Here is a 20,440-nt window from a genome sequence, read left to right as displayed (position 1 = left end):
ACGCCGACAGGCCCGCCGCCGCGAGCGGGACCGACGGGACCGGCACCTCCGACGGGACCGGCACGGCCGACAGGGCCGACAGGGCCGACAGGGCCGACAAGGTGCTGTCCGCGGACGAGGCGGTGTCCCGGCTGCGCAGCGGCATGACCCTCGGGATCGGCGGCTGGGGCTCCCGCCGTAAGCCGATGGCGCTGGTCAGGGCGCTGCTCCGGTCGGAGGTCACCGGCCTCACGGTCGTGTCGTACGGCGGCCCGGACGTCGGGATGCTCGCCGCGGCCGGCCGGATCCGGAAGCTGGTCACCGCGTTCGTCACCCTCGATTCGATCCCGCTGGAGCCGCACTACCGCGCGGCCCGCGAGCGCGGTGCCTTCGAACTGGCGGAGGTCGACGAGGCGATGTTCATGTGGGGGCTGCACGCGGCCGCGAACCGGCTGCCCTTCCTGCCCGTGCGGGCGGGCCTCGGCTCGGACGTGATGCGGGTCAACCCGGCTCTGCGGACGGTGACTTCGCCGTACGAGGACCAGGAGACGTTCGTGGCCATGCCGGCCCTGCGGCTGGACGCGGCCCTGGTGCACGTCAACCGGGCCGACCGGCTGGGCAACGGGCAGTACCTGGGCCCGGATCCGTACTTCGACGACCTGTTCTGCGAGGCGGCGGACGCGGCCTACGTCAGCTGCGAACGAGTCGTCGACACGGCCGAGTTGACGAAGGCGGCGGCACCGCAGTCGCTGCTGCTCAAGCGGCACACGGTGACCGGTGTGATCGAGGCTCCGAGCGGGGCGCACTTCACGTCCTGCGCCCCCGACTACGGGCGGGACGAGGCCTTCCAGAAGCGGTACGCGACGACGCCCTGGCCGGAGTTCGCGGCACGGTTCCTCGCCGGGGACGAGCAGGCGTACCGGTCGGCCGTCGAGGAGGAGTCATGAGCGGGGCTGCGAGCGGAGGCGCGAGCGGGGTGACGCGCGCCGAGTACTGCGTGATCGCCTGCGCGGAGGCGTGGCGCGGCGCGGGCGAGATCCTGGCGAGCCCCATGGGCGTGATCCCCTCCGTCGGCGCCCGCCTCGCCCGGCACACCTTCGCGCCGGACCTGCTGCTGACCGACGGGGAGGCGCTGCTCGTCGGGCCCGACGGCACCGTCGAGGGCTGGCTGCCGTACCGGCAGCACCTGGCGCTGGTCACCGGGGGCAGGCGGCACGTGATGATGGGCGCGAGCCAGATCGACCGCTACGGCAACCAGAACATCGCGTGCATCGGCGACTGGGCGAAACCCGCCCGGCAGCTGCTGGGGGTGCGCGGCGCGCCGGTCAACACGCTGAACAACCCGACGAGTTACTGGGTGCCGCGGCACTCCCGGCGGGTCTTCGTCGAGCGGGTCGACATGGTGTGCGGGGTCGGGTACGACCGTGCGGCCGGCGCGCGCCACCACCGCATCCCGCGGGTCGTCTCCGACCTCGGCGTGTTCGACTTCGCCACTCCCGACCGGTCGATGCGGCTGGCCTCGCTGCATCCCGGGGTCGGTGTCGAGCAGGTGCGGGAGTCGACGGGGTTCGACCTCGTGGTGCCCGACGAGGTGCCGCGCACCCGTGAGCCGGCGGCGGACGAGCTGCGGCTGATCCGCGAGGTGATCGACCCGGGGAACACCCGGGCCCGGGAGGTCGCCGTCTGATGGAAACGGCGCTGACCCGGCTGGTCGGGGTGCGTCACCCGATCGTGCAGACCGGGATGGGATGGGTGGCGGGCCCGCGCCTGGTGTCGGCGGCGGCGGAGGCGGGGGCGCTGGGCGTCCTGGCGTCCGCGACGATGACCGTCGACCGGTTGCGGGAGGCGGTGCGTGAGGTGCGGTCGCGGACATCGGCGCCGTTCGGCGTCAATCTGCGGGCCGACGCGGCGGACGCGGGCGACCGGGTGCGGGTCGTCCTCGACGAGGGCGTGCGGGTCGCGTCCTTCGCGCTCGCGCCGTCCCCGGAGCTGATCGCCGAGCTGAAGGAGGGGGGTGTCGTCGTCATCCCGTCCGTCGGGGCCCGCCGGCACGCCGAGAAGGTCGCCGCGTGGGGCGCGGACGCGGTGATCGTGCAGGGCGGGGAGGGCGGCGGGCACACCGGGGAGGTGGCCACGACGGTCCTGCTGCCGCAGGTGGTGGACGCCGTGGACATCCCGGTCGTGGCGGCGGGCGGCTTCTTCGACGGGCGGGGGCTGGTGGCCGCGCTGGCGTACGGGGCGGCGGGGGTCGCGATGGGCACCCGGTTCCTGCTCACCTCGGACTCGCCGGTCCCGGAGGCGGTGAAGGCGCGGTACCTGGCGGCGACGGTCAGGGACGTCACCGTCACGCGGGCGGTGGACGGTCTCCCGCACCGCATGCTGCGCACCGCTCTGGTCGACGCCCTGGAGGACGCCGGGCGGGCCGGGGCCCTGGTGCGGGCGGTGCGGCACGCGGCCGGGTTCCGCAAGCTGTCCGGCCTCAGCTGGCGGGAGATGGTCCGCGACGGCCTGGCGATGCGCCACGGCAGGGATCTCGCCTGGAGCCAGGTACTGCTCGCCGCCAACACCCCGATGCTGCTCAGGTCCGCGATGGTGGAGGGGCGTACGGACGCGGGGGTGATGGCGGCCGGACAGGTCGCCGGGGTGATCGACGACCTGCCCTCGTGCGCGGAGCTGGTGGCACGGATCATGAGGGAGGCGGAGGAGACGCTCGCCTCCCTGGACCGGCTCGGACCCGCTCGGCGACCGCCGGCCGCGTGACCGTCACCACCGCCGGACGACCGCCGGCCCCGCCCGACGACCGGTCACCACCGACCGGTGACCGTCACAGCCGCCCGCTGACCGTCACCCGCGGGGGCGTCACAGCCGCTCGATGATCGTCACGTTGGCCTGGCCGCCGCCCTCGCACATGGTCTGCAGGCCGAACCGGCCGCCGGTGCGCTCCAGTTCGTGCAGGAGGGTGGTCATCAGCTTGGCGCCGGTCGCGCCGAGGGGGTGGCCGAGGGCGATCGCCCCGCCGTTGACGTTGACCCGTTCCGGGTCCGCGCCGGTCTCCTTGAGCCAGGCCAGGACGACGGGGGCGAACGCCTCGTTGATCTCGACGAGGTCGATGTCGTGGATCGACAGCCCGGTCTTCTTCAGGGCGTGCGCGGTGGCGGGGATCGGCGCCGTCAGCATGCGGATCGGGTCCTCGCCGCGGACGGAGAGATGGTGCACCCGCGCGCGTGGCGTCAGGCCGTGCTCGCGCACCGCCCGCTCCGAGGCCAGCAGCAGGGCCGCCGCGCCGTCGGAGACCTGCGAGGAGCAGGCCGCGGTGACGGTCCCGCCGTCGATGACGGGCTTCAGCGCGGCCATCTTCTCCAGGGAGGTGTCCCGGCGCGGCCCCTCGTCCGCGGTGACCTCCCCGTGGGCGACGGTCTCCCGAGCGAAGCGGCCCTCGTCGATCGCCCGCACCGCCCGGCCGTGCGAGCGCAGGGCGAACTCCTCCTGGTCCTGCCGGCTGATGCCCCACTTCGCGGCGATCGTCTCGGCGCCGGCGAACTGGTTCACCGGCCGGTCCCCGTACCGTGCCCGCCAGCCCTCGCTGCCCGCGAAGGGGCCCTCGGTGAAGCCGAGGGGTGCGGCGGCCTGCCGGGTGGCGTAGGCGATCGGGATCTGCGACATGTTCTGCACGCCGCCCGCGACCACCAGGTCCTGGGTGCCGGACAGCACGCCCTGCGCGGCGAAGTGCACGGCCTGCTGCGAGGAGCCGCACTGCCGGTCCACGGTCACGCCCGGCACCTCCTCGGGCAGCCCGGCGGCCAGCCAGCAGGTCCGGGCGATGTCCCCGGCCTGCGGCCCGACCGTGTCCAGGCAGCCGAAGACGACGTCCTCGACGGCGGCCGGGTCGATCCCGGCCCGCGCGACGAGTTCTTTGAGCACATGGGCGCCCAGGTCGGCCGGATGGACCTTGCTCAGTCCTCCTCCGCGCCGCCCGACGGGCGTGCGGACCGCTTCGACGATGTAGGCCTCGGCCATGGCAACTCCCTCACAGGAAAGGGCTATTCACGTACGGCGATCCCGTCCAGCACCATCGACAGGTACTGCCGGGCGATCTCCTCCGGGCTGTGCTGTCCGCCGGGCCGGTACCAGGACGCGGCGACCCACACGGTGTCGCGGACGAACCGGTAGGCGAGGCGGACGTCGAGGTCGGTGCGGAAGACGCGGTCCGTGACGCCGCGCTCCAGCGTGGACAGCCACGCCTTCTCGAACCGGCGCTGTGACTCGGCGAGGAACGCGAACCGTTCCTGCGCCACGAGCTGTTTGCTCTCCTTCTGGTAGATCGCGACGGCGGCGCGGTGCCGGTCGATCTCCCGGAAGGACTCGGTGACCAGGGCCGCGAGGGTCTCCCGGGGTCCGAGCCCGGCGCCCAGGACGGTGTCGTAGCCGTCCCAGAGCTCGTCGAGGAAGGTCCGCAGGATCTCCTCCAGCATCGATTCCTTGGAGTCGAAGTGGTAGTAGAGGCTGCCCGCGAGCATGCCCGCGTGGTCGGCGATCTTGCGGACGGTGGTGGCGTTGTAGCCCTGTTCGGCGAAGACCTCGGCGGCGGTGTCGAGGAGTTCACGGCGACGCGCGGGCGCGGCGGTCACCTGGGGCTTCTTCTTGGTCGGCACGGAGACATTGTGGTCTGCTCCGGCCGTCAGGCGTGCTGGCCGCTGACGGAGACGACCTCGCCCGTCATGTACGAGGAGTAGCCCGAGGCCAGGAAGACGATCACGTTGGCCACCTCCCAGGGTTCGGCGTACCGTCCGAAGGCCTCCCGGGCGGTGAGCTCCTCCAGCAGTTCGGCCGAGGTCACCTTCACCAGGTGCGGGTGCATGGCGAGGCTCGGCGAGACGGCGTTGACCCGTACGCCGTACCGGGCCGCCTCGATCGCCGCGCACCGGGTCAGGGCCATCACGCCCGCCTTGGCGGCGGCGTAGTGGGCCTGTCCGGCCTGGGCGCGCCAGCCGATGACGGAGGCGTTGTTGACGACGACTCCCCCGCCGGTCTCCCGCATCCGCCGCAGGGCGGCCCGGGTGCACCGGAAGGTTCCGTCGAGGGTGACGCCCAGGACGCGCGACCACTGCTCGTCGGTCATGTCGACGAGCTCCGAGGTCCCGCCGAGGCCCGCGTTGTTGACGACGACGTCCAGCCGCCCGTGTTCCCGTACGGCCGTGTCGAACAGGGCCCGCACCTGGCCCTCGTCGGTGACGTCGCACGGCAGGGCGGCCACCGACGCCTCGCCGAACTCCGCGGCCAGTTCGGCCCGGTACGCCTCGAGGCGCCGCGCGTGGGCGTCGCTGATCAGCACGCGCGCGCCCTCCTCCAGGAAGCGGCGCGCGGTCGCCCCGCCGATGCCCGCGCCGGCCGCCGCGGTGATCACGGCGGTGCGGCCCGCGAGCAGCGCGTGCCCGGGGACGTACGGCGGACCCTCGACGTTCGTCATGACGGCACGCTAACCTACCAAACACTTGTTAGGGAAGAACGCACGCGGAGAACGCGCACGAAGGGCGCACGCACCGCACCGCCCGAAGGACGCACCCGAAGACGCACGTCACGGCCGCACACGAAGGACGCAGACCCGAGGAGGGACCGGTGGACCTCACGCACTCCCCCGCCGACGAGGCGTTCCGCGCCGAGGCCCGGGCCTGGCTGCGCGCGCGGGTGCCGTCCGAGCCGCTGCCCTCCCTGGAGAGCGCCGAGGGCTTCGCGGCGCACCGCGCGTGGGAGGCCGAACTGGCCGCGGCCGGCTGGTCGGTGGTCGACTGGCCGACGCGCTACGGCGGGCGGGACTGCGGGCTGATGCGCTGGCTCGTCTTCGAGGAGGAGTACTACGCGGCGGGCGCGCCGGGCCGCGTCAACCAGAACGGGGTGAGTCTCCTCGCCCCCACCCTGCTCGACCACGGCACCGAGGAACAGCGGGCCCGGGTGCTGCCCCCGATGGCCACCGGCGAAGTCGTCTGGGCGCAGGCCTGGTCGGAGCCCGGGGCGGGTTCGGACCTGGCCGCGCTGCGCGCCAGGGCGGTGCGGGTGACCGGCGGCTGGCGGCTGAGCGGCCAGAAGACCTGGTCCTCGCGCGCGGCCTTCGCCGACCGCGCCTTCGGCCTGTTCCGCACCGGCCCCGGCGCCCCGAAACCGCATCAGGGACTGACCTACGTCATGTTCGGCCTGCGGGCCCCGGGAGTCACCGTCCGCCCCATCGGCCGCCTGGACGGGAAGCCGGCGTTCGCCGAACTGTTCCTGGACGACGTGTTCGTGCCGGACGAGGACGTGATCGGTGAGCCGGGCCAGGGCTGGCGGATCGCGATGTCGACGGCCGCCAACGAACGCGGGCTCACCCTGCGCTCCCCCGGGCGCTTCCTCGCCGCCGCCGACCGCCTGCACGCCCTCTGGGTGGAGAGGGGCAGTCCGGAGGCCGCCGCGGCCCGGGTCGCCGACGCCCTGATCGGCGCCCGCGCGTACCAGCTGTTCACCTACGCGGCCGCGTCCCGCTTCCTCGCCGGGGAGCGGCTCGGCCCGGAGTCGAGCCTGAACAAGGTGTTCTGGTCGGAGTACGACATCGCGCTGCACGAGACGGCGCTGGATCTCCTCGGCGCGCCGGGAGCGGAGGGGGAGGCGGCCGACACCGACTGGGCCGAGGGGTACGTGTTCGCCCTGGCCGGCCCGATCTACGCGGGCACGAACGAGATCCAGCGGGACATCGTCGCCGAGCGGCTGCTCGGCCTGCCGAGGGGACGCCGATGACTTCGCCGAGGCCGGCTCCACCGGCGCCGTGTTTCCTGCTGGACGCCGAACAGCGGGCGTTCGCCGGGTCGTTGGACGCGATGCTGAGCGCGGCCGACACCCCCGCAGTGGTGCGCGGGTGGAGCCGGGGCGAGCGGGCGAGCGGCCTCGCGCTGTGGTCGCGGATCGCGGAGGCCGGCGTGTTCGCCCTGGCGGTGCCGGAGGCGTACGAGGGGCTGGGGCCCCGGCCGGTGGACCTGGCCGTCGCGTTCGTGGAGCTGGGGCGGCACGCGGTGCCGGGCCCGCTGGCGGAGACGGTCGCCGCGGCGGCGCTGCTGCGTGACCCGGGCCCGGCCGAGCGGTTCCTCCCGGCGCTGGCCGCGGGCAAGTCGATGGCCACGCTGGCGCCCGAGGGCTCGTACGCCCTGGACGGTGACGCGGCGGCGCTGCGGCTGGCGCTGGCCGCCGACGGTCTGCGGCTGGCCCCCGGGCACGGCCCGGTGCGCCGCTCCCTCGACCCCGCCCGCCGCCTCACCCGGCTGCTGCCGGGCGGCGAACTCCTCACCCCGGACCCGCCCGCGGAGCGCGCCCTGCGCTGGGCGCGTCTGGCCACCGCGGCGCAGGCTCTCGGGGTGGGTCTGGCGCTGCTGGAGCGGACCGTGGCGTACGTCGGGCAGCGCGTCCAGTTCGGTGTCCCCGTCGGCTCGTTCCAGGCGGTCAAGCACCGGCTGGCGGACGCGAAGATCGCGCTGGAGTTCGCCCGGCCCCTGGTCCTGGGCGCCGCCGTGACGATGAGCCCGGCGGACGTCGCCGCCGCGAAGGCGAGCGCCTGCGAGGCGGCGTACACGACCGCGCGCACCGCACTGCAACTGCACGGCGCGATCGGCTACACGGCGGAGTACGACCTGTCGCTGTGGCTCACCAGGGCCCGCGCCCTGCGCACGGCCTGGGGCGCCCCGGACGACTGCCGGGCGGAGGTCCTGCGCGGCCGCGGATAGCCTCAGCCGGTCACCTTGGCGACGAACGCGGCGAGGTTCGCCACCGTCCGGCCGATCTTCTCCTCCAGCGTGATCGTCTCGGGCAGCCGGGCGCCGACACCCGCGTCCCGCTTGCCCCGCACGTACAGCGAGCAGGCGAGGTCGCTGCAGATGTACGCCCCCACGGAGTTGCCCTGCTGCCCGGCCCGGCCCGCCTTCGGCGCGACCATCAGCGAGACACCGCCGGAGTGGGTGGTGAGGCACATCGTGCACATGCTGCGCCGCGCCTGCCAGGAACCCGAGGTGGAGGAGCGCAGCGCCAGGGCCTTCGGCCGGCCGTCCAGCTCCACGGCGAGGTAGGCCCGGTCGGGGGCCTGGGGGTCCCGCCAGCCGAGGTAGTCCAGGTCCTCCCAGGGCCGGTCGGCCAGGTCGCGGGGGACGGCCAGGCGTTTGGCCTCGCCCTTGGTGCAGTTGACGAAAGCGGCACGGATCTCTTGCTCGGTGAGCGGCTTCATATAACGCAGGCTAATTTGCCTAAAGCTTTTAGGCAAACGCATAATGGTTGTCGGCGGCGAGGGCACAGGAGGACGACCATGGGGCGTGTGGGGCTGAGCACGGACCGGCTGGTCCGGGCGGGCGCGGAACTGGCCGACGAGGTCGGCTTCGACCAGGTGACCGTCTCGGCGCTCGCCCGGCGCTTCGACGTCAAGGTCGCGAGCCTGTACTCGCACGTGCGGAACTCCGACGACCTCAGAACCCGGATCGCCCTGCTCGCCCTGGCGGAGCTCGCCGACCGGGGCGACCTCGCGCTGGCCGGGCGGGCCGGCAAGGACGCCCTGACCGCGCTGGCCGACGTCTACCGCGACTACGCCCGCGAGCACCCCGGCCGCTACGCCGCGGCCCAGCTGCGGCTCGACCCCGAGGCGGCGGCCGCGAGCGCCGGACCGCGGCACGCCCGCATGACCCGGGCGATCCTGCGCGGCTACGACCTCGACGAGCCGGACCAGACCCACGCGGTCCGGCTCCTGGGCAGCGTCTTCCACGGCTACGTCAGCCTGGAGCTCGGCGGCGGATTCAGCCACAGCGCCCCCGACACCCAGGAGACCTGGACCCGGATCCTGGACGCCCTGGACGCCCTGCTGCGCGCCTGGCCGCCCCAGAGCTGACCGGAGCGGCAGAGACCGGCGCCGAGGCGGACCGGCAGCCCGACGGGCCGGCAGGCAGCCGAACCGGCGGCCGGAGGGACGGACGGGCAGGCGGGCAGACCGGCCGGCGGTGGGCGGGGCGAGCCGGTGTCAGTGCCCGTGGCCGTGCCCGCCGGTCAGCTCGCGGTGTTCCTCCGGCGTCGGCTTCGGGACATGGCTGTCCGCCCCGAACATGGCGCGCGCGAGCCGCGCCCGCACCCGCTCGGACACCCTGACCGGCCGCCGCACGCCGTTGTGGTCGACGAGCGGCCCTATCTCGTACGGCGGATGCTGCTCGTGCTGGGTGAGGGTGAACAACCGAGCCTGGTCCAGCGGTTCGTGGACCTCCACGTACTCGCCGTGCGGCAGCCGCTTGACGGTCCCCGTCTCACGGCCGTGCAGCACCTTGTCCCGGTCCCGGAGCTGCAGTCCCAGACAGATCCGCTTGGTGACCATGAAGGTGACGACCGGGGCGACGAACACGGAGACCCGGACGAACCAGGTGATGGCGTTGATGGACAGGTGCAGATGCGTGGCGACGATGTCGTTGCCACCGCCGATCAGCAGCACCACGTACAGGGACAGCCAGGCCGCCCCGAGGCCGGTGCGCACGGGCGCGTTGCGCGGCCGGTCGAGGATGTGGTGCTCCCGCCGGTCGCCGGTGATCCACGCCTCGACGAACGGGTAGACGCCGATGGCGAGCAGGATCAGGGGGAACAGCGTGAAGGGGATGAGGACGCCGGGAACCAGGGTGTGTCCCCAGAGGTTGATCTCCCATCCCGGCATCACCCGGATCAGCCCCTCGGAGAAGCCGAGGTACCAGTCCGGCTGCGCGCCCGTCGTCACCAGGTCAGGGCGGTACGGGCCGAACGCCCACACCGGGTTGATGCTCGCGATGCCGCCCATCACCGTCAGCACGCCGAAGACCAGGAAGAAGAACCCGCCCGCCTTCGCCATGTAGACGGGCATGAACGGCATGCCGACGACCGACTTCTGGTCACGGCCCGGCCCGGGGTACTGCGTGTGTTTGTGGAAGAACACCAGGATGAGATGGGCGACGACGAGCCCCAGCATGATCCCGGGCAGCAGCAGCACATGGATCGGGAAGAAGCGGGAGATGATGTCGTGCCCCGGGAACTCCCCGCCGAAGAGGAAGAACGACAGATACGTCCCGACGATCGGGACGGACAGGATCGCGCCGTCGGCGAACCGGACGCCGGTGCCGGAGAGCAGGTCGTCGGGGAGCGAGTAGCCGGTCAGCCCGGTGAGGATGCCGAGGAACAACAGGGTCCAGCCGAAAACCCAGTTGACCTCGCGCGGCTTGCGGAAGGCGCCGGTGAAGAACACCCGCATCATGTGCACGAGCATGCCGGTGACGAAGACCAGGGCCGCCCAGTGGTGGATCTGCCGGATCAGCAGCCCGCCGCGCACGTCGAAACTGATCTCGAGCGTCGACTCGTACGCCTTCGTCATGGTGACGCCGTTGAGCGGGACGTACGAGCCGTCGTAGACGACCTCGGCGCTGCTCGGTTCGAAGAACAGCGTGAGGTAGACGCCGGTGAGGAGGAGGACCAGGAAGCTGTAGAGGCAGACCTCGCCCAGCATGAAGGACCAGTGGTCCGGGAACACCTTGCGCAGGTTGGCCTTGGCCAGCGCGTAGACCCCCAGCCGTTCGTCCGCCCAGTCGGCGATCCGCTCGCCCTTGGCGGACTCACCGGGCCGCGAAGTCCCCCCGCCAGAAGCCCCGTTCACCGATCGCGCGTCGTCACTCATACGTCGCCCTCCCGCCGGATCAACCCCAGGGTGACACGGCGGACCGGCTGAGCCAACGGTGCGAACAGCCCGCCCGGGCAATGCCCGCAGGCTGCGGCGGACGCGCGCGCGGCACGCGACGGCGTCGGCGGGGGCGGCAGGCTACGGGGCAGCCGGCCGGACTTCGGCGGCGGCGTCCGGACCGTCGGCCGCCGTCACGGGGCGAGGCCGACGACCGCCGTCGGGCCGTGGGCGTGCAGGAGCGCGTCCTCCCCGGTCAGCAGGAGGGCGTCGTGACGGGCGAGCCGCACGCCGTCGGCACCGGTGCACCCGCCGTCGTCGAGGGCCACGACCAGCGCGTGCGCCGAGCGCAGACCGAGCCGGCCGCGGACGACGGCGACGACCGGGGCCGCAGCGCCTCTGCGCCACATCACGTTGAGGTTGACGACGGGCCCGTCCAGCAGCCGGCAGTCGGTGGGTTCGTCGCCGGGGAGGTCCTGGGGCACGTGACGGGCGTCGACGAGCCGCCGCCTGCCGCCCACGGTCAGATCCATGCCCGCGCCCTCGACGAGGGTCAGGGTCCGCTCCACCCCGGGGAACACGGAGAACGGGCCGTCCGCGGCGACCTCGGCGAGGCTGACCCGCCAGGTGAAGGCGGCCATGCCCGCGCCGGCCGGGGAGCAGGCGATCTCCCGGGTCACCCCGCCGCCGTTCCTCCAGGCCGTGGCCGCGCGCCCGGCGGCGGGCAGCAGGACGGTCACCGGATGATCCCCTGCGCGCGGGCCGCCCGCAGCCAGTTCGGGAACTCCGCCACCAGCCGGTCGTACAGCTCCGCGTCCGACACCTTCCGCGGATCCGAACCGGCGTGGAAGAAACCGGCGTTGTCGACCGCACGCTTGGCCGGGACGGGCAGTTCGTCGAGTTTGCGCAGGAAGTCGAACTGCTTGCTGCCCCGGTCGCCGAAGCCGATGAACTGCCAGAACAAGGGCAGTTTCGACGCCTTGCACAGATAGCGTTCGGCGGCGAGCTTGTTGATCGGGCCGCCGTCCGTCTGGAAGACGACGAGCGCGGGGGCCGTCGACCCGCTGTCCAGGTAGTGGTCGATGACGGCGTCCATGGCGAGGTGGTAGCTGGTCTTGCCCATGTGCCCGAGCCCGGCCACGATCCGGTCCACCCGCCCCTGGTGGTCGGCGAGGGCGATGTCGGTGACGGCGTCGACGTCGGTGGAGAAGAAGACGACCGGCACCCGGCCGTCGTCGTCGAGGTGCGCGGACAGGCCCAGCACCCGGTCGGCCAGCGCCTGCACGCTGCCGTCCTGGTAGTACGGCTTCATCGACCCCGAATAGTCCACGACGAGGTAGACGGCGGCCCGTTGGCCGTCGAGACCGTGCTTGGTGAGGGAAACCCCGGCGCTCTTGTACAGGTTGACCAGCGCGGGTGCGGTCTCCTGGACCTTGGTGAGACTGATCGCGACCATGGCGCACAGCCTCCCACACCCACCGGCCTTCGCCCTTTTGTTCGTTCGTCGACCCATGAGGATGGAATGACGAGGAACGCGACATTCCCGCTCTAGGGTGTCCGGCATGAAACGTGCCGCCGCCCTGGTCTGCGCCGCCGTAGCGGCGACGGTGTACCTCTTCACTCCGGCCCAGCCTCCCGCCCGGCCGACCGCCGACGCGCGGACGACCTCGCCGGGCCTCGCCGCACCGACCCAGAAGGAACTGGCCCAGCAGATCGTGGCGAGCGCCGAGAACGGGACCCTGGACTGGCGCAGCGCCTACGGCTATGTCGAGGACATCGGGGACGGACAGGGCTACACGGCGGGTTTGATCGGCTTCTGCACCGGCACCCACGATCTGCTCACCCTCGTCGAGCGCTATACGCGCGCCCACCCGGACAACGCCCTCGCCCGGTATCTGCCCGCCCTGCGCCGGGTCGACGGCACCGCCTCGCACGCCGGTCTGGACCCGGGTTTCCCGGCGGCCTGGCGTACGGAGTCGAGGGTGCCGGCCTTCCGGGCCGCCCAGGACGTCGAGCGCGACCGCGTCTACTTCGGCCCCGCGGTCCGCCGGGGCCGGGTCGACGGCCTGGGCGCGCTGGGTCAGTTCATCTACTACGACGCCCTGGTCTTCCACGGCCCCGGCGCGGGCCCGACCAGCTTCGACGGCATCCGTGCGGCCGCCTTGCGCCGGGCCCGCACCCCCGCGCAGGGCGGCAAGGAGACCGACTTCCTCGACGCCTTCCTGGACGCCCGCCGCCGGGCCATGCTCACCCGGCACCCCGGCATCGACACCTCGCGCGTGGACACCGCCCAGCGCCGGTTCCTGAACGAGGGCAACCTCGGCCTGCGCCCGCCGCTGCGGTGGCAGATGTACGGGGAGACGTACGAGGTGTCGTAGCGCGGCCGGTGCGCGGACCCGCGTACCGGCGGGCGGGCGGGAGCACACGGGGGCGGAGCACACGGCGGCGCGGCCGCGCGGACCTGAGGGAGGACCGGCCGGAGGACATGCGGCGGCGCCTGCCCGGTCGTCCGGTCGGGGACTGTGGGGCAGGCGCCGTCTGTGTTCCGTACGCCTTTGTACGGGACGCTCGGGGCCCTGGGGGCCGGGGCCGTCAGACCAGCAGGGAGCGGTCCGTCGGGCGGATCGGGGCGGGCAGTTCGCTCGTGCCGGTCAGGAACCGGTCGACGCCGCGGGCGGCCGAACGGCCCTCCGCGATCGCCCACACGATGAGCGACTGGCCGCGGCCCGCGTCACCGGCGACGTACACGCCGGGGACGTTGGTCCGGAAGTCGGCGTCGCGGGCGATGTTGCCGCGCTCGTCGAGCTCCAGGCCGAACTGCTCCACCACGCCGTTCTCACGGTCGGTGCCGGTGAAGCCCATCGCGAGGGTGACCAGCTGGGCGGGGATCTTGCGCTCCGTGCCCGGCTTCGGGGTCAGCCGGCCCTCGATGAACTCGACCTCGGTGAGGTGCAGCCACTGGACGTTGCCGTCCTCGTCGCCCTCGAAGTGGGTGGTGGAGACGGAGTAGACCCGCTCGCCGCCCTCCTCGTGCGCGCTCGTGACCTTGTAGAGCATCGGGAAGGTCGGCCACGGCTGGGAGACCGCGTCCCGCTCCTCGCCCGGGCGGGGCATGATCTCCAGCTGGGTGACCGAGGCCGCGCCCTGGCGGTGGGCGGTGCCCACGCAGTCGGCGCCGGTGTCGCCACCGCCGATGACCACGACGTGCTTGCCCTCGGCCGAGATCGGGGGCGTCACGAAGTCGCCCTCCTGGACCTTGTTGGCCAGCGGCAGGTACTCCATCGCCTGGTGGACGCCCTTGAGCTCACGGCCGGGGACCGGGAGGTCACGGGCGGTCGTGGCGCCGGCGGCGATGACGATGGCGTCGTAGCGCTTCTTCAGGTCGGTCGCCTTGAGGTCGCGGCCGATCTCGATGCCGGTGCGGAAGCGGGTGCCCTCCGCGCGCATCTGCTCGATGCGGCGGTTGATGTGCCGCTTCTCCATCTTGAACTCGGGGATGCCGTACCGGAGGAGGCCTCCGATGCGGTCCGCGCGCTCGTAGACGGCGACGGTGTGGCCGGCCCGGGTGAGCTGCTGGGCGGCGGCCAGGCCCGCCGGGCCCGAGCCGATGACCGCGACGGTCTTGCCGGACAGCCGCTCGGGCGCCTGCGGGGCGACGTCACCGGTCTCCCACGCCTTGTCGATGATCGAGACCTCGACGTTCTTGATGGTGACGGCCGGCTGGTTGATGCCCAGCACACACGCCGACTCGCACGGAGCGGGGCACAGCCGGCCCGTGAACTCCGGGAAGTTGTTCGTGGCGTGCAGGCGCTCGGAGGCCGCCGTCCAGTCCTCGCGGTAGGCGAAGTCGTTCCACTCGGGGATGAGGTTCCCCAGCGGACAGCCGTTGTGGCAGAACGGGATGCCGCAGTCCATGCACCGGCCGGCCTGCTTGCTGATGATCGGCAGCAGCGAGCCGGGGACGTAGACCTCGTTCCAGTCCTTCAGACGCACGTCGACCGGACGGGACTTGGCGACCTCACGGCCGTGGTTCAGGAAGCCCTTCGGGTCAGCCATTGGTCGCCGCCTCCATCATCTTCTCGGTGATCTCGGACTCGGAGAGTCCCGCCTGCTCGGCGGCGTCCTTGGCGGCGAGCACTGCCTTGTACGTGCTGGGGATGATCTTGCTGAAGCGCTCCGCGGCGGCGTCCCAGTCGACGAGCAGCTTGGCCGCGACCGTCGAGCCGGTCTCCTCGGCGTGGCGGCGCACCACGTCGTGCAGCCACTGCTTGTCGGTCTCGTCCAGGGTCTCGACGGCGCCGAGGTTGCCGGCGTTGACGTTGTCGCGGTTCAGGTCGATCACGTAGGCGATGCCGCCCGACATGCCGGCCGCGAAGTTGCGGCCCGTCTCGCCGAGGACCACCGCGTGGCCGCCGGTCATGTACTCGCAGCCGTGGTCGCCCACGCCCTCGGAGACGACCGTCGCGCCGGAGTTGCGGACGCAGAACCGCTCACCGGTGCGGCCCCGCAGGAACAGTTCGCCGCCGGTCGCGCCGTAGGCGATGGTGTTGCCCGCGATCGTCGAGTACTCGGCGAGGTGGTCGGCGCCCCGGTCCGGGCGGACGACGACCCGGCCGCCGGAGAGCCCCTTGCCGACGTAGTCGTTGGCGTCGCCCTCCAGGCGCAGCGTGACACCGCGCGGGAGGAAGGCGCCGAAGGACTGGCCGGCGGATCCGGTGAAGGTGATGTCGATGGTGTCCTCGGGCAGGCCCGCGCCACCGAACTTCTTGGTCACCTCGTGGCCGAGCATGGTGCCGACCGTGCGGTTGATGTTGCGGATGGCGACCTGGGCGCGCACCGGCTGGGCGTCGGTCGCGGAGTCCGCGGCCAGGGCGTCGGCGGCGAGCTTGATGAGCTCGTTGTCGAGCGCCTTCTCCAGGCCGTGGTCCTGCGTGATGACCTGGTGCAGCGCCGCGCCCTCGGGCAGGGCGGGCACGTGGAACAGCGGGGCCAGGTTCAGGCCCTGCGCCTTCCAGTGGTCGACGGCGCGCTCCACGTCGAGGACCTCGGCGTGGCCGACGGCCTCCTCGATGGTGCGGAAGCCCAGCTCGGCGAGGATCTCGCGGACCTCCTCGGCGATGAACTTGAAGAAGTTCACCACGTACTCCGCCTTGCCGGCGAAGCGGTCGCGGAGCACCGGGTTCTGGGTGGCGATGCCGACCGGGCAGGTGTCCAGGTGGCAGACGCGCATCATGACGCAGCCGGAGACGACGAGCGGCGCGGTCGCGAAACCGAACTCCTCGGCGCCGAGCAGCGCGGCGATGATCACGTCACGGCCGGTCTTCAGCTGGCCGTCGGTCTGCACGACGATGCGGTCGCGCAGGCCGTTGAGCAGCAGCGTCTGCTGGGTCTCGGCGAGGCCGAGCTCCCAGGGGCCGCCCGCGTGCTTGAGCGAGGTGAGCGGGGAGGCGCCGGTGCCGCCGTCGTGGCCGGAGATGAGCACGACGTCCGCGTGCGCCTTGGACACACCGGCCGCGACCGTGCCGACGCCTACCTCGGAGACCAGCTTCACGTGGATCCGCGCCTGCGGGTTCGCGTTCTTCAGGTCGTGGATCAGCTGCGCCAGGTCCTCGATCGAGTAGATGTCGTGGTGCGGCGGCGGGGAGATCAGACCGACACCGGGCGTGCTGTGCCGGGTCTTGGCGACCCACGGGTAGACCTTGTGGCCGGGCAGCTGGCCGCCCTCGCCGGGCTTGGCGCCCTGGGCCATCTTGATCTGGATGTCGTCGGCGTTGACCAGGTACTCGGACGTGACGCCGAAGCGGCCGGAGGCGACCTGCTTGATCGACGAACGGCGCGCCGGGTCGTACAGCCGGTCCGCGTCCTCGCCGCCCTCACCGGTGTTGGACTTGCCGCCCAGCTGGTTCATGGCGATGGCGAGGGTCTCGTGCGCCTCCTTGGAGATGGAGCCGTACGACATGGCGCCGGTGGAGAAGCGCTTGACGATCTCGTCGACGGACTCGACCTCGTCGAGGGGGATCGGCTGCCGGTCCGACTTGAAGCCGAAGAGGCCGCGCAGCGTCATGAGGCGCTCGGACTGCTCGTTCACGCGGTCCGTGTACTTCTTGAAGATGTCGTAGCGGGCCGTGCGCGTCGAGTGCTGGAGACGGAAGACCGTCTCCGGGTCGAACAGGTGCGGCTCGCCCTCGCGGCGCCACTGGTACTCGCCGCCTATCTCCAGGGCGCGGTGGGCCGGCGCGATGCCGCTGGCCGGGTAGGCCTTGGCGTGGCGGGCGGCGACCTCCTTGGCGATGACGTCGATGCCGACGCCGCCGATCTTGGTGGCGGTGCCGCTGAAGTACTTGGTGACGAAGGCGTCGTCGAGGCCGACGGCCTCGAAGACCTGGGCGCCGCGGTAGGAGGCGACGGTCGAGATGCCCATCTTGGACATGACCTTCAGGACGCCCTTGCCCAGCGCGTAGATCAGGTTGCGGATCGCCTGCTCGGGCTCCATGCCGTCGAGGAAGGTGCCCGCGCGCAGCAGGTCCTCGACGGACTCCATCGCCAGGTACGGGTTGACGGCGGCGGCGCCGAAGCCGATCAGCAGGGCGACGTGGTGGACCTCGCGGACGTCGCCGGCCTCGACCAGCAGGCCCACCTCGGTGCGCTGCTTGGTGCGGATGAGGTGGTGGTGGACGGCCGCGGTGAGCAGCAGCGAGGGGATCGGGGCGTGCTCGGCGTCGGAGTGGCGGTCCGACAGGACGATGAGGCGGGCGCCGTTGTCGATGGCGGCGTCGGCCTCGGCGCAGATCTCCTCAATGCGCGCGGCCAGCGCGTCGCCGCCGCCGTGCACCCGGTACAGGCCGGAGAGCGTCGCGGCCTTGAAGCCGGGCATGTCGCCGTCGGCGTTGATGTGGATGAGCTTGGCCAGCTCGTCGTTGTCGATGACCGGGAACGGCAGGGTGACCGTCCGGCAGGACGCGGCGCTCGGCTCGAGCAGGTTGCCCTGCGGGCCGAGGGAGGAGCGCAGCGAGGTCACGAGCTCCTCGCGGATGGCGTCCAGCGGCGGGTTGGTGACCTGCGCGAACAGCTGGGTGAAGTAGTCGAACAGCAGCCGCGGGCGCGCGGAGAGCGCGGCGATCGGCGAGTCCGTGCCCATGGAGCCGAGCGGTTCGCCGGCGGTCTTGGCCATCGGCGCGAGGATGACGCGCAGCTCTTCCTCGGTGTAGCCGAAGGTCTGCTGGCGGCGGGTGACCGAGGCGTGGGTGTGCACGATGTGCTCGCGCTCGGGCAGGTCGACCAGCTCGATCTCGCCGGCCTCCAGCCACTCGGCGTAGGGCTTCTCGGCGGCGAGCTGGGCCTTGATCTCGTCGTCCTCGATGATGCGGTGCTCGGCGGTGTCGACGAGGAACATCCGGCCGGGCTGCAGGCGGCCCTTGCGGACGACCTTCGCCGGGTCGATGTCGAGGACGCCGACCTCGGAGCCGAGGACGACGAGGCCGTCGTCGGTGACCCAGTAGCGGCCGGGACGCAGGCCGTTGCGGTCGAGCACGGCGCCGACCTGGGTGCCGTCGGTGAAGGTGACGCAGGCCGGGCCGTCCCAGGGCTCCATCATCGTGGAGTGGAACTCGTAGAAGGCGCGGCGGGCCGGGTCCATGGAGTCGTGGTTCTCCCACGCCTCCGGGATCATCATCAGCACGGAGTGCGGGAGCGAACGGCCGCCGAGGTGGAGGAGTTCGAGCACCTCGTCGAAGGACGCCGAGTCGGAGGCGTCCGGCGTGCACACCGGGAAGATCCGCTCGATGGACTTGCCGTCGGAACCGAACAGGTCCGAGACGAGCTGGGACTCGCGGGCGGTCATCCAGTTGCGGTTGCCCTTGACGGTGTTGATCTCACCGTTGTGGGCGACGAAGCGGTACGGGTGCGCGAGCGGCCACGACGGGAAGGTGTTCGTGGAGAAGCGCGAGTGGACGAGCGACACGGCCGAGGCGAAGCGGCGGTCGGACAGGTCCGGGAAGAAGGGCTCGAGCTGGCCGGTGGTCAGCATGCCCTTGTAGACGATGGTCCGCGCGGACAGCGACGGGAAGTAGACGCCGGCCTCGCGCTCGGCGCGCTTGCGCAGGACGAACGCCTTGCGGTCGAGCTCGATGCCCGTGCTCGCGCCGTCCGTGACGAAGATCTGGCGGAAGGCCGGCATCGTCGAGCGGGCGGTGGCGCCGAGCAGCCCGGGGGCGACGGGGACCTCGCGCCAGCCGAGGACGGTGAGGTCCTCGTCGGCGGCGATCGTCTCGATCTGTGAGACGACCTCGTCGAGGCCGTCCTCGGGGAGGAAGGCGATGCCGACGGCGTAGCCGCCGGCCTCGGGGAGCTCAAGTCCGGCCACCTCGCGGAAGAAGGCGTCCGGGACCTGGGTCAGGATGCCCGCACCGTCGCCGGAGTCCGGCTCGGAGCCGGTGGCGCCGCGGTGTTCGAGGTTGCGCAGAACGGTGAGCGCCTGCTCGACCAGCGTGTGGCTCGCCTCGCCGGTGAGGTTGGCCACGAAGCCGACGCCACAGGCGTCGTGCTCGTTGCGGGGGTCGTACATACCCTGCGCAGCAGGGCGAGCATCCATGAAAGACCAGTTCTGGCCATTCGCGGAATGCTGGGACGGCTGGCGCGGCGTACGCATCGGCTCTCCCGTCGTCGTCTCAAGTGGCATATCTGCTGGCGAAGGGACGACGTTGGCCCTCTGCGATAACGCAAAATTTCGTGCAGGTTACATGATGGAGCGGTTCTCGGGAACCGGATACTCCGTTCCAGCATGCGGACGCCACGGAGTCGCATCGGGGGTATCGCGCACGTGGCTGAAAGTGTGTGGGGACCGAACGGGACGAGATCGATCAGATCGGTGTCCGCCGGCCCGGCAGGCGAGGAGAGCGGCTTCGTTCACCTCGCGAGTGCGCCGGAGGCGTCATTGCCCACAGCGCTTACGGCTCATGCCCGCTGGTTAAGCGATTGAAACCAGTCAGTAACGGCTACTTATGCGGCCCATCGCATAAGTAGCATCCGCACTATCCTACGGCCGTTCCGAACCAACTGCCCAGGGCGTACGTCACACCGGCCGCCGCGCCACCGAGGGCGAGCTGCCGCAGTCCGCTGTACCACCAGGTGCGCGCGGTCACCCGGGCCACCACCGCCCCGCAGCCGAACAGCCCGAACAGGGCGAGCACCAGGGCCGGCCAGAGCGAGGCGGCGCCCAGGAGATAGGGGAGCACGGGCAGCAGCGCGCCCAGCGCGAACGCGCCGAAGCTGGACACGGCGGCGAGCAGCGGCGAGGGCAGGTCGGAGGGGTCGATGCCCAGCTCCTCGCGGGCGTGTATCTCCAGGGCCTGCTCGGGGTCGCGCGACAGCTGCTGGGCGACCTGCCGGGCCAGCTCGGGCTCGACGCCCCGGGCCTCGTACAACGCGGCGAGCTCGGCCTCCTCGTCCTTGGGGTGCTTCTTCAGCTCCCGGCGCTCGACCTCGAGTTCAGCCTCGACGAGCTCGCGCTGCGAGGCGACGGAGGTGTACTCGCCGGCCGCCATGGAGAAGGCGCCCGCGGCGAGCCCGGCGAGTCCGGTGATGACGACGGTCTGGTGGCTCACCGAACCGCCGACGACACCCGTCATCAGGGCGAGGTTGGAGACCAGGCCGTCCATCGCGCCGAAGACGGCGGGGCGCAGCCAGCCACCGTTGACGTCCCGGTGGGTGTGGTTGTCGCGGTGCGCCTCGTGCAGGGCGGCTTCGGTCTCGATGATGGCCACGTGATCCCCCAGGGTGTTCGGA

The 20,440-nt window shown here is 72.2% G+C and carries 17 protein-coding genes; 7 read left to right on the top strand and 10 right to left on the bottom strand.

The features are described 5' to 3' along the window. Nucleotides 1–101 precede the first annotated feature (101 nt). The 3 genes from J2X68_RS24475 to J2X68_RS24465 are packed head-to-tail and all read left to right on the top strand — an operon-like array spanning nt 102 to nt 2,739. Complete coding sequence (locus J2X68_RS24475; RefSeq protein ID WP_310434814.1) at nt 102–926, top strand: CoA-transferase; 825 nt, start codon at nt 102–104, stop codon at nt 924–926. Beyond that, nucleotides 923–1,666: a CoA-transferase gene (locus J2X68_RS24470; protein WP_310434714.1), complete on the top strand. Its 744-nt coding sequence runs from the start codon at nt 923–925 to the stop codon at nt 1,664–1,666. Before J2X68_RS24475 ends, J2X68_RS24470 begins: the two co-directional genes overlap by 4 nt. After that, nucleotides 1,666–2,739 (top strand): nitronate monooxygenase, encoded by a 1,074-nt coding sequence (locus J2X68_RS24465; protein WP_310434713.1) that lies wholly within the window; start codon nt 1,666–1,668, stop codon nt 2,737–2,739. Before J2X68_RS24470 ends, J2X68_RS24465 begins: the two co-directional genes overlap by 1 nt. Nucleotides 2,740–2,838: 99 nt before the next feature. On the opposite strand, the gene J2X68_RS24460 is transcribed toward J2X68_RS24465, so the two are convergent. The 3 genes from J2X68_RS24460 to J2X68_RS24450 are packed head-to-tail and all read right to left on the bottom strand — an operon-like array spanning nt 2,839 to nt 5,446. Beyond that, complete coding sequence (locus J2X68_RS24460) at nt 2,839–3,996, bottom strand: acetyl-CoA C-acetyltransferase (protein ID WP_310434712.1); 1,158 nt, start codon at nt 3,994–3,996, stop codon at nt 2,839–2,841. Nucleotides 3,997–4,019: 23 nt separating this feature from the next. After that, nucleotides 4,020–4,631 carry a TetR/AcrR family transcriptional regulator gene (locus J2X68_RS24455; RefSeq protein ID WP_310434711.1) on the bottom strand — a complete coding sequence of 204 codons (612 nt, stop codon included), beginning with the start codon at nt 4,629–4,631 and terminating at the stop codon, nt 4,020–4,022. 26 nt (nt 4,632–4,657) lie between these two features. After that, a complete protein-coding gene (locus J2X68_RS24450) occupies nt 4,658–5,446 on the bottom strand; it encodes an SDR family oxidoreductase (RefSeq protein WP_310434710.1) in 789 nt (262 codons plus the stop codon). 149 nt (nt 5,447–5,595) lie between these two features. Here J2X68_RS24450 and J2X68_RS24445 point away from each other — a divergent pair, with 149 nt between their 5' ends. Both J2X68_RS24445 and J2X68_RS24440 read left to right on the top strand, forming a co-directional pair. Continuing rightward, the gene (locus tag J2X68_RS24445; RefSeq protein ID WP_310434709.1) at nt 5,596–6,744 is read left to right on the top strand and encodes an acyl-CoA dehydrogenase family protein; all 1,149 of its coding nucleotides are present in this window, start codon (nt 5,596–5,598) and stop codon (nt 6,742–6,744) included. Next, nucleotides 6,741–7,721, top strand: coding sequence for an acyl-CoA dehydrogenase family protein (locus tag J2X68_RS24440; protein ID WP_310434708.1), 981 nt, complete (start codon nt 6,741–6,743; stop codon nt 7,719–7,721). The genes J2X68_RS24445 and J2X68_RS24440 overlap by 4 nt, the downstream gene beginning before the upstream one ends. 2 nt (nt 7,722–7,723) lie before the next feature. Here J2X68_RS24440 and J2X68_RS24435 read toward each other — a convergent pair whose 3' ends face one another. Next, nucleotides 7,724–8,215, bottom strand: a complete 492-nt coding sequence (locus tag J2X68_RS24435) for an FBP domain-containing protein (RefSeq protein ID WP_310434707.1) — start codon at nt 8,213–8,215, stop codon at nt 7,724–7,726. A 78-nt stretch (nt 8,216–8,293) separates the two neighbouring features. Between J2X68_RS24435 and J2X68_RS24430 the strand changes: the two genes are divergently transcribed. Continuing rightward, nucleotides 8,294–8,866: a WHG domain-containing protein gene (locus J2X68_RS24430; protein ID WP_310434706.1), complete on the top strand. Its 573-nt coding sequence runs from the start codon at nt 8,294–8,296 to the stop codon at nt 8,864–8,866. Between the two features lie 129 nt (nt 8,867–8,995). On the opposite strand, the gene J2X68_RS24425 is transcribed toward J2X68_RS24430, so the two are convergent. The 3 genes from J2X68_RS24425 to J2X68_RS24415 form a co-directional block, all read right to left on the bottom strand. Beyond that, nucleotides 8,996–10,657: a cytochrome bc complex cytochrome b subunit gene (locus J2X68_RS24425; RefSeq protein WP_310434705.1), complete on the bottom strand. Its 1,662-nt coding sequence runs from the start codon at nt 10,655–10,657 to the stop codon at nt 8,996–8,998. A 194-nt stretch (nt 10,658–10,851) separates the two neighbouring features. Beyond that, nucleotides 10,852–11,397 (bottom strand): HutD family protein, encoded by a 546-nt coding sequence (locus tag J2X68_RS24420; RefSeq protein WP_310434704.1) that lies wholly within the window; start codon nt 11,395–11,397, stop codon nt 10,852–10,854. Beyond that, on the bottom strand, nt 11,394–12,113 hold the full coding sequence (locus J2X68_RS24415) for a VWA domain-containing protein (protein ID WP_310434703.1): 720 nt from the start codon (nt 12,111–12,113) through the stop codon (nt 11,394–11,396). The genes J2X68_RS24420 and J2X68_RS24415 overlap by 4 nt, the downstream gene beginning before the upstream one ends. Nucleotides 12,114–12,219: 106 nt before the next feature. Between J2X68_RS24415 and J2X68_RS24410 the strand changes: the two genes are divergently transcribed. After that, nucleotides 12,220–13,035, top strand: a complete 816-nt coding sequence (locus J2X68_RS24410) for a chitosanase (RefSeq protein WP_310434702.1) — start codon at nt 12,220–12,222, stop codon at nt 13,033–13,035. A gap of 214 nt (nt 13,036–13,249) precedes the next feature. Here J2X68_RS24410 and J2X68_RS24405 read toward each other — a convergent pair whose 3' ends face one another. The 3 genes from J2X68_RS24405 to J2X68_RS24395 form a co-directional block, all read right to left on the bottom strand. Continuing rightward, a complete protein-coding gene (locus J2X68_RS24405) occupies nt 13,250–14,713 on the bottom strand; it encodes a glutamate synthase subunit beta (RefSeq protein WP_310434701.1) in 1,464 nt (487 codons plus the stop codon). Then, entirely contained in the window at nt 14,706–19,304 is a 4,599-nt protein-coding gene (gene gltB, locus J2X68_RS24400; RefSeq protein ID WP_310434700.1) for a glutamate synthase large subunit, read from the bottom strand. The genes J2X68_RS24405 and gltB overlap by 8 nt, the downstream gene beginning before the upstream one ends. A gap of 382 nt (nt 19,305–19,686) precedes the next feature. After that, nucleotides 19,687–20,418 carry a VIT1/CCC1 transporter family protein gene (locus J2X68_RS24395; RefSeq protein WP_310434699.1) on the bottom strand — a complete coding sequence of 244 codons (732 nt, stop codon included), beginning with the start codon at nt 20,416–20,418 and terminating at the stop codon, nt 19,687–19,689. Between the last annotated feature and the right edge of the window lie 22 nt (nt 20,419–20,440).

Source organism: Streptomyces sp. 3330 (assembly GCF_031456635.1).
Taxonomy (GTDB): Bacteria; Actinomycetota; Actinomycetes; order Streptomycetales; family Streptomycetaceae; genus Streptomyces.
This window is presented reverse-complemented; position numbering and strand designations above follow the sequence as displayed.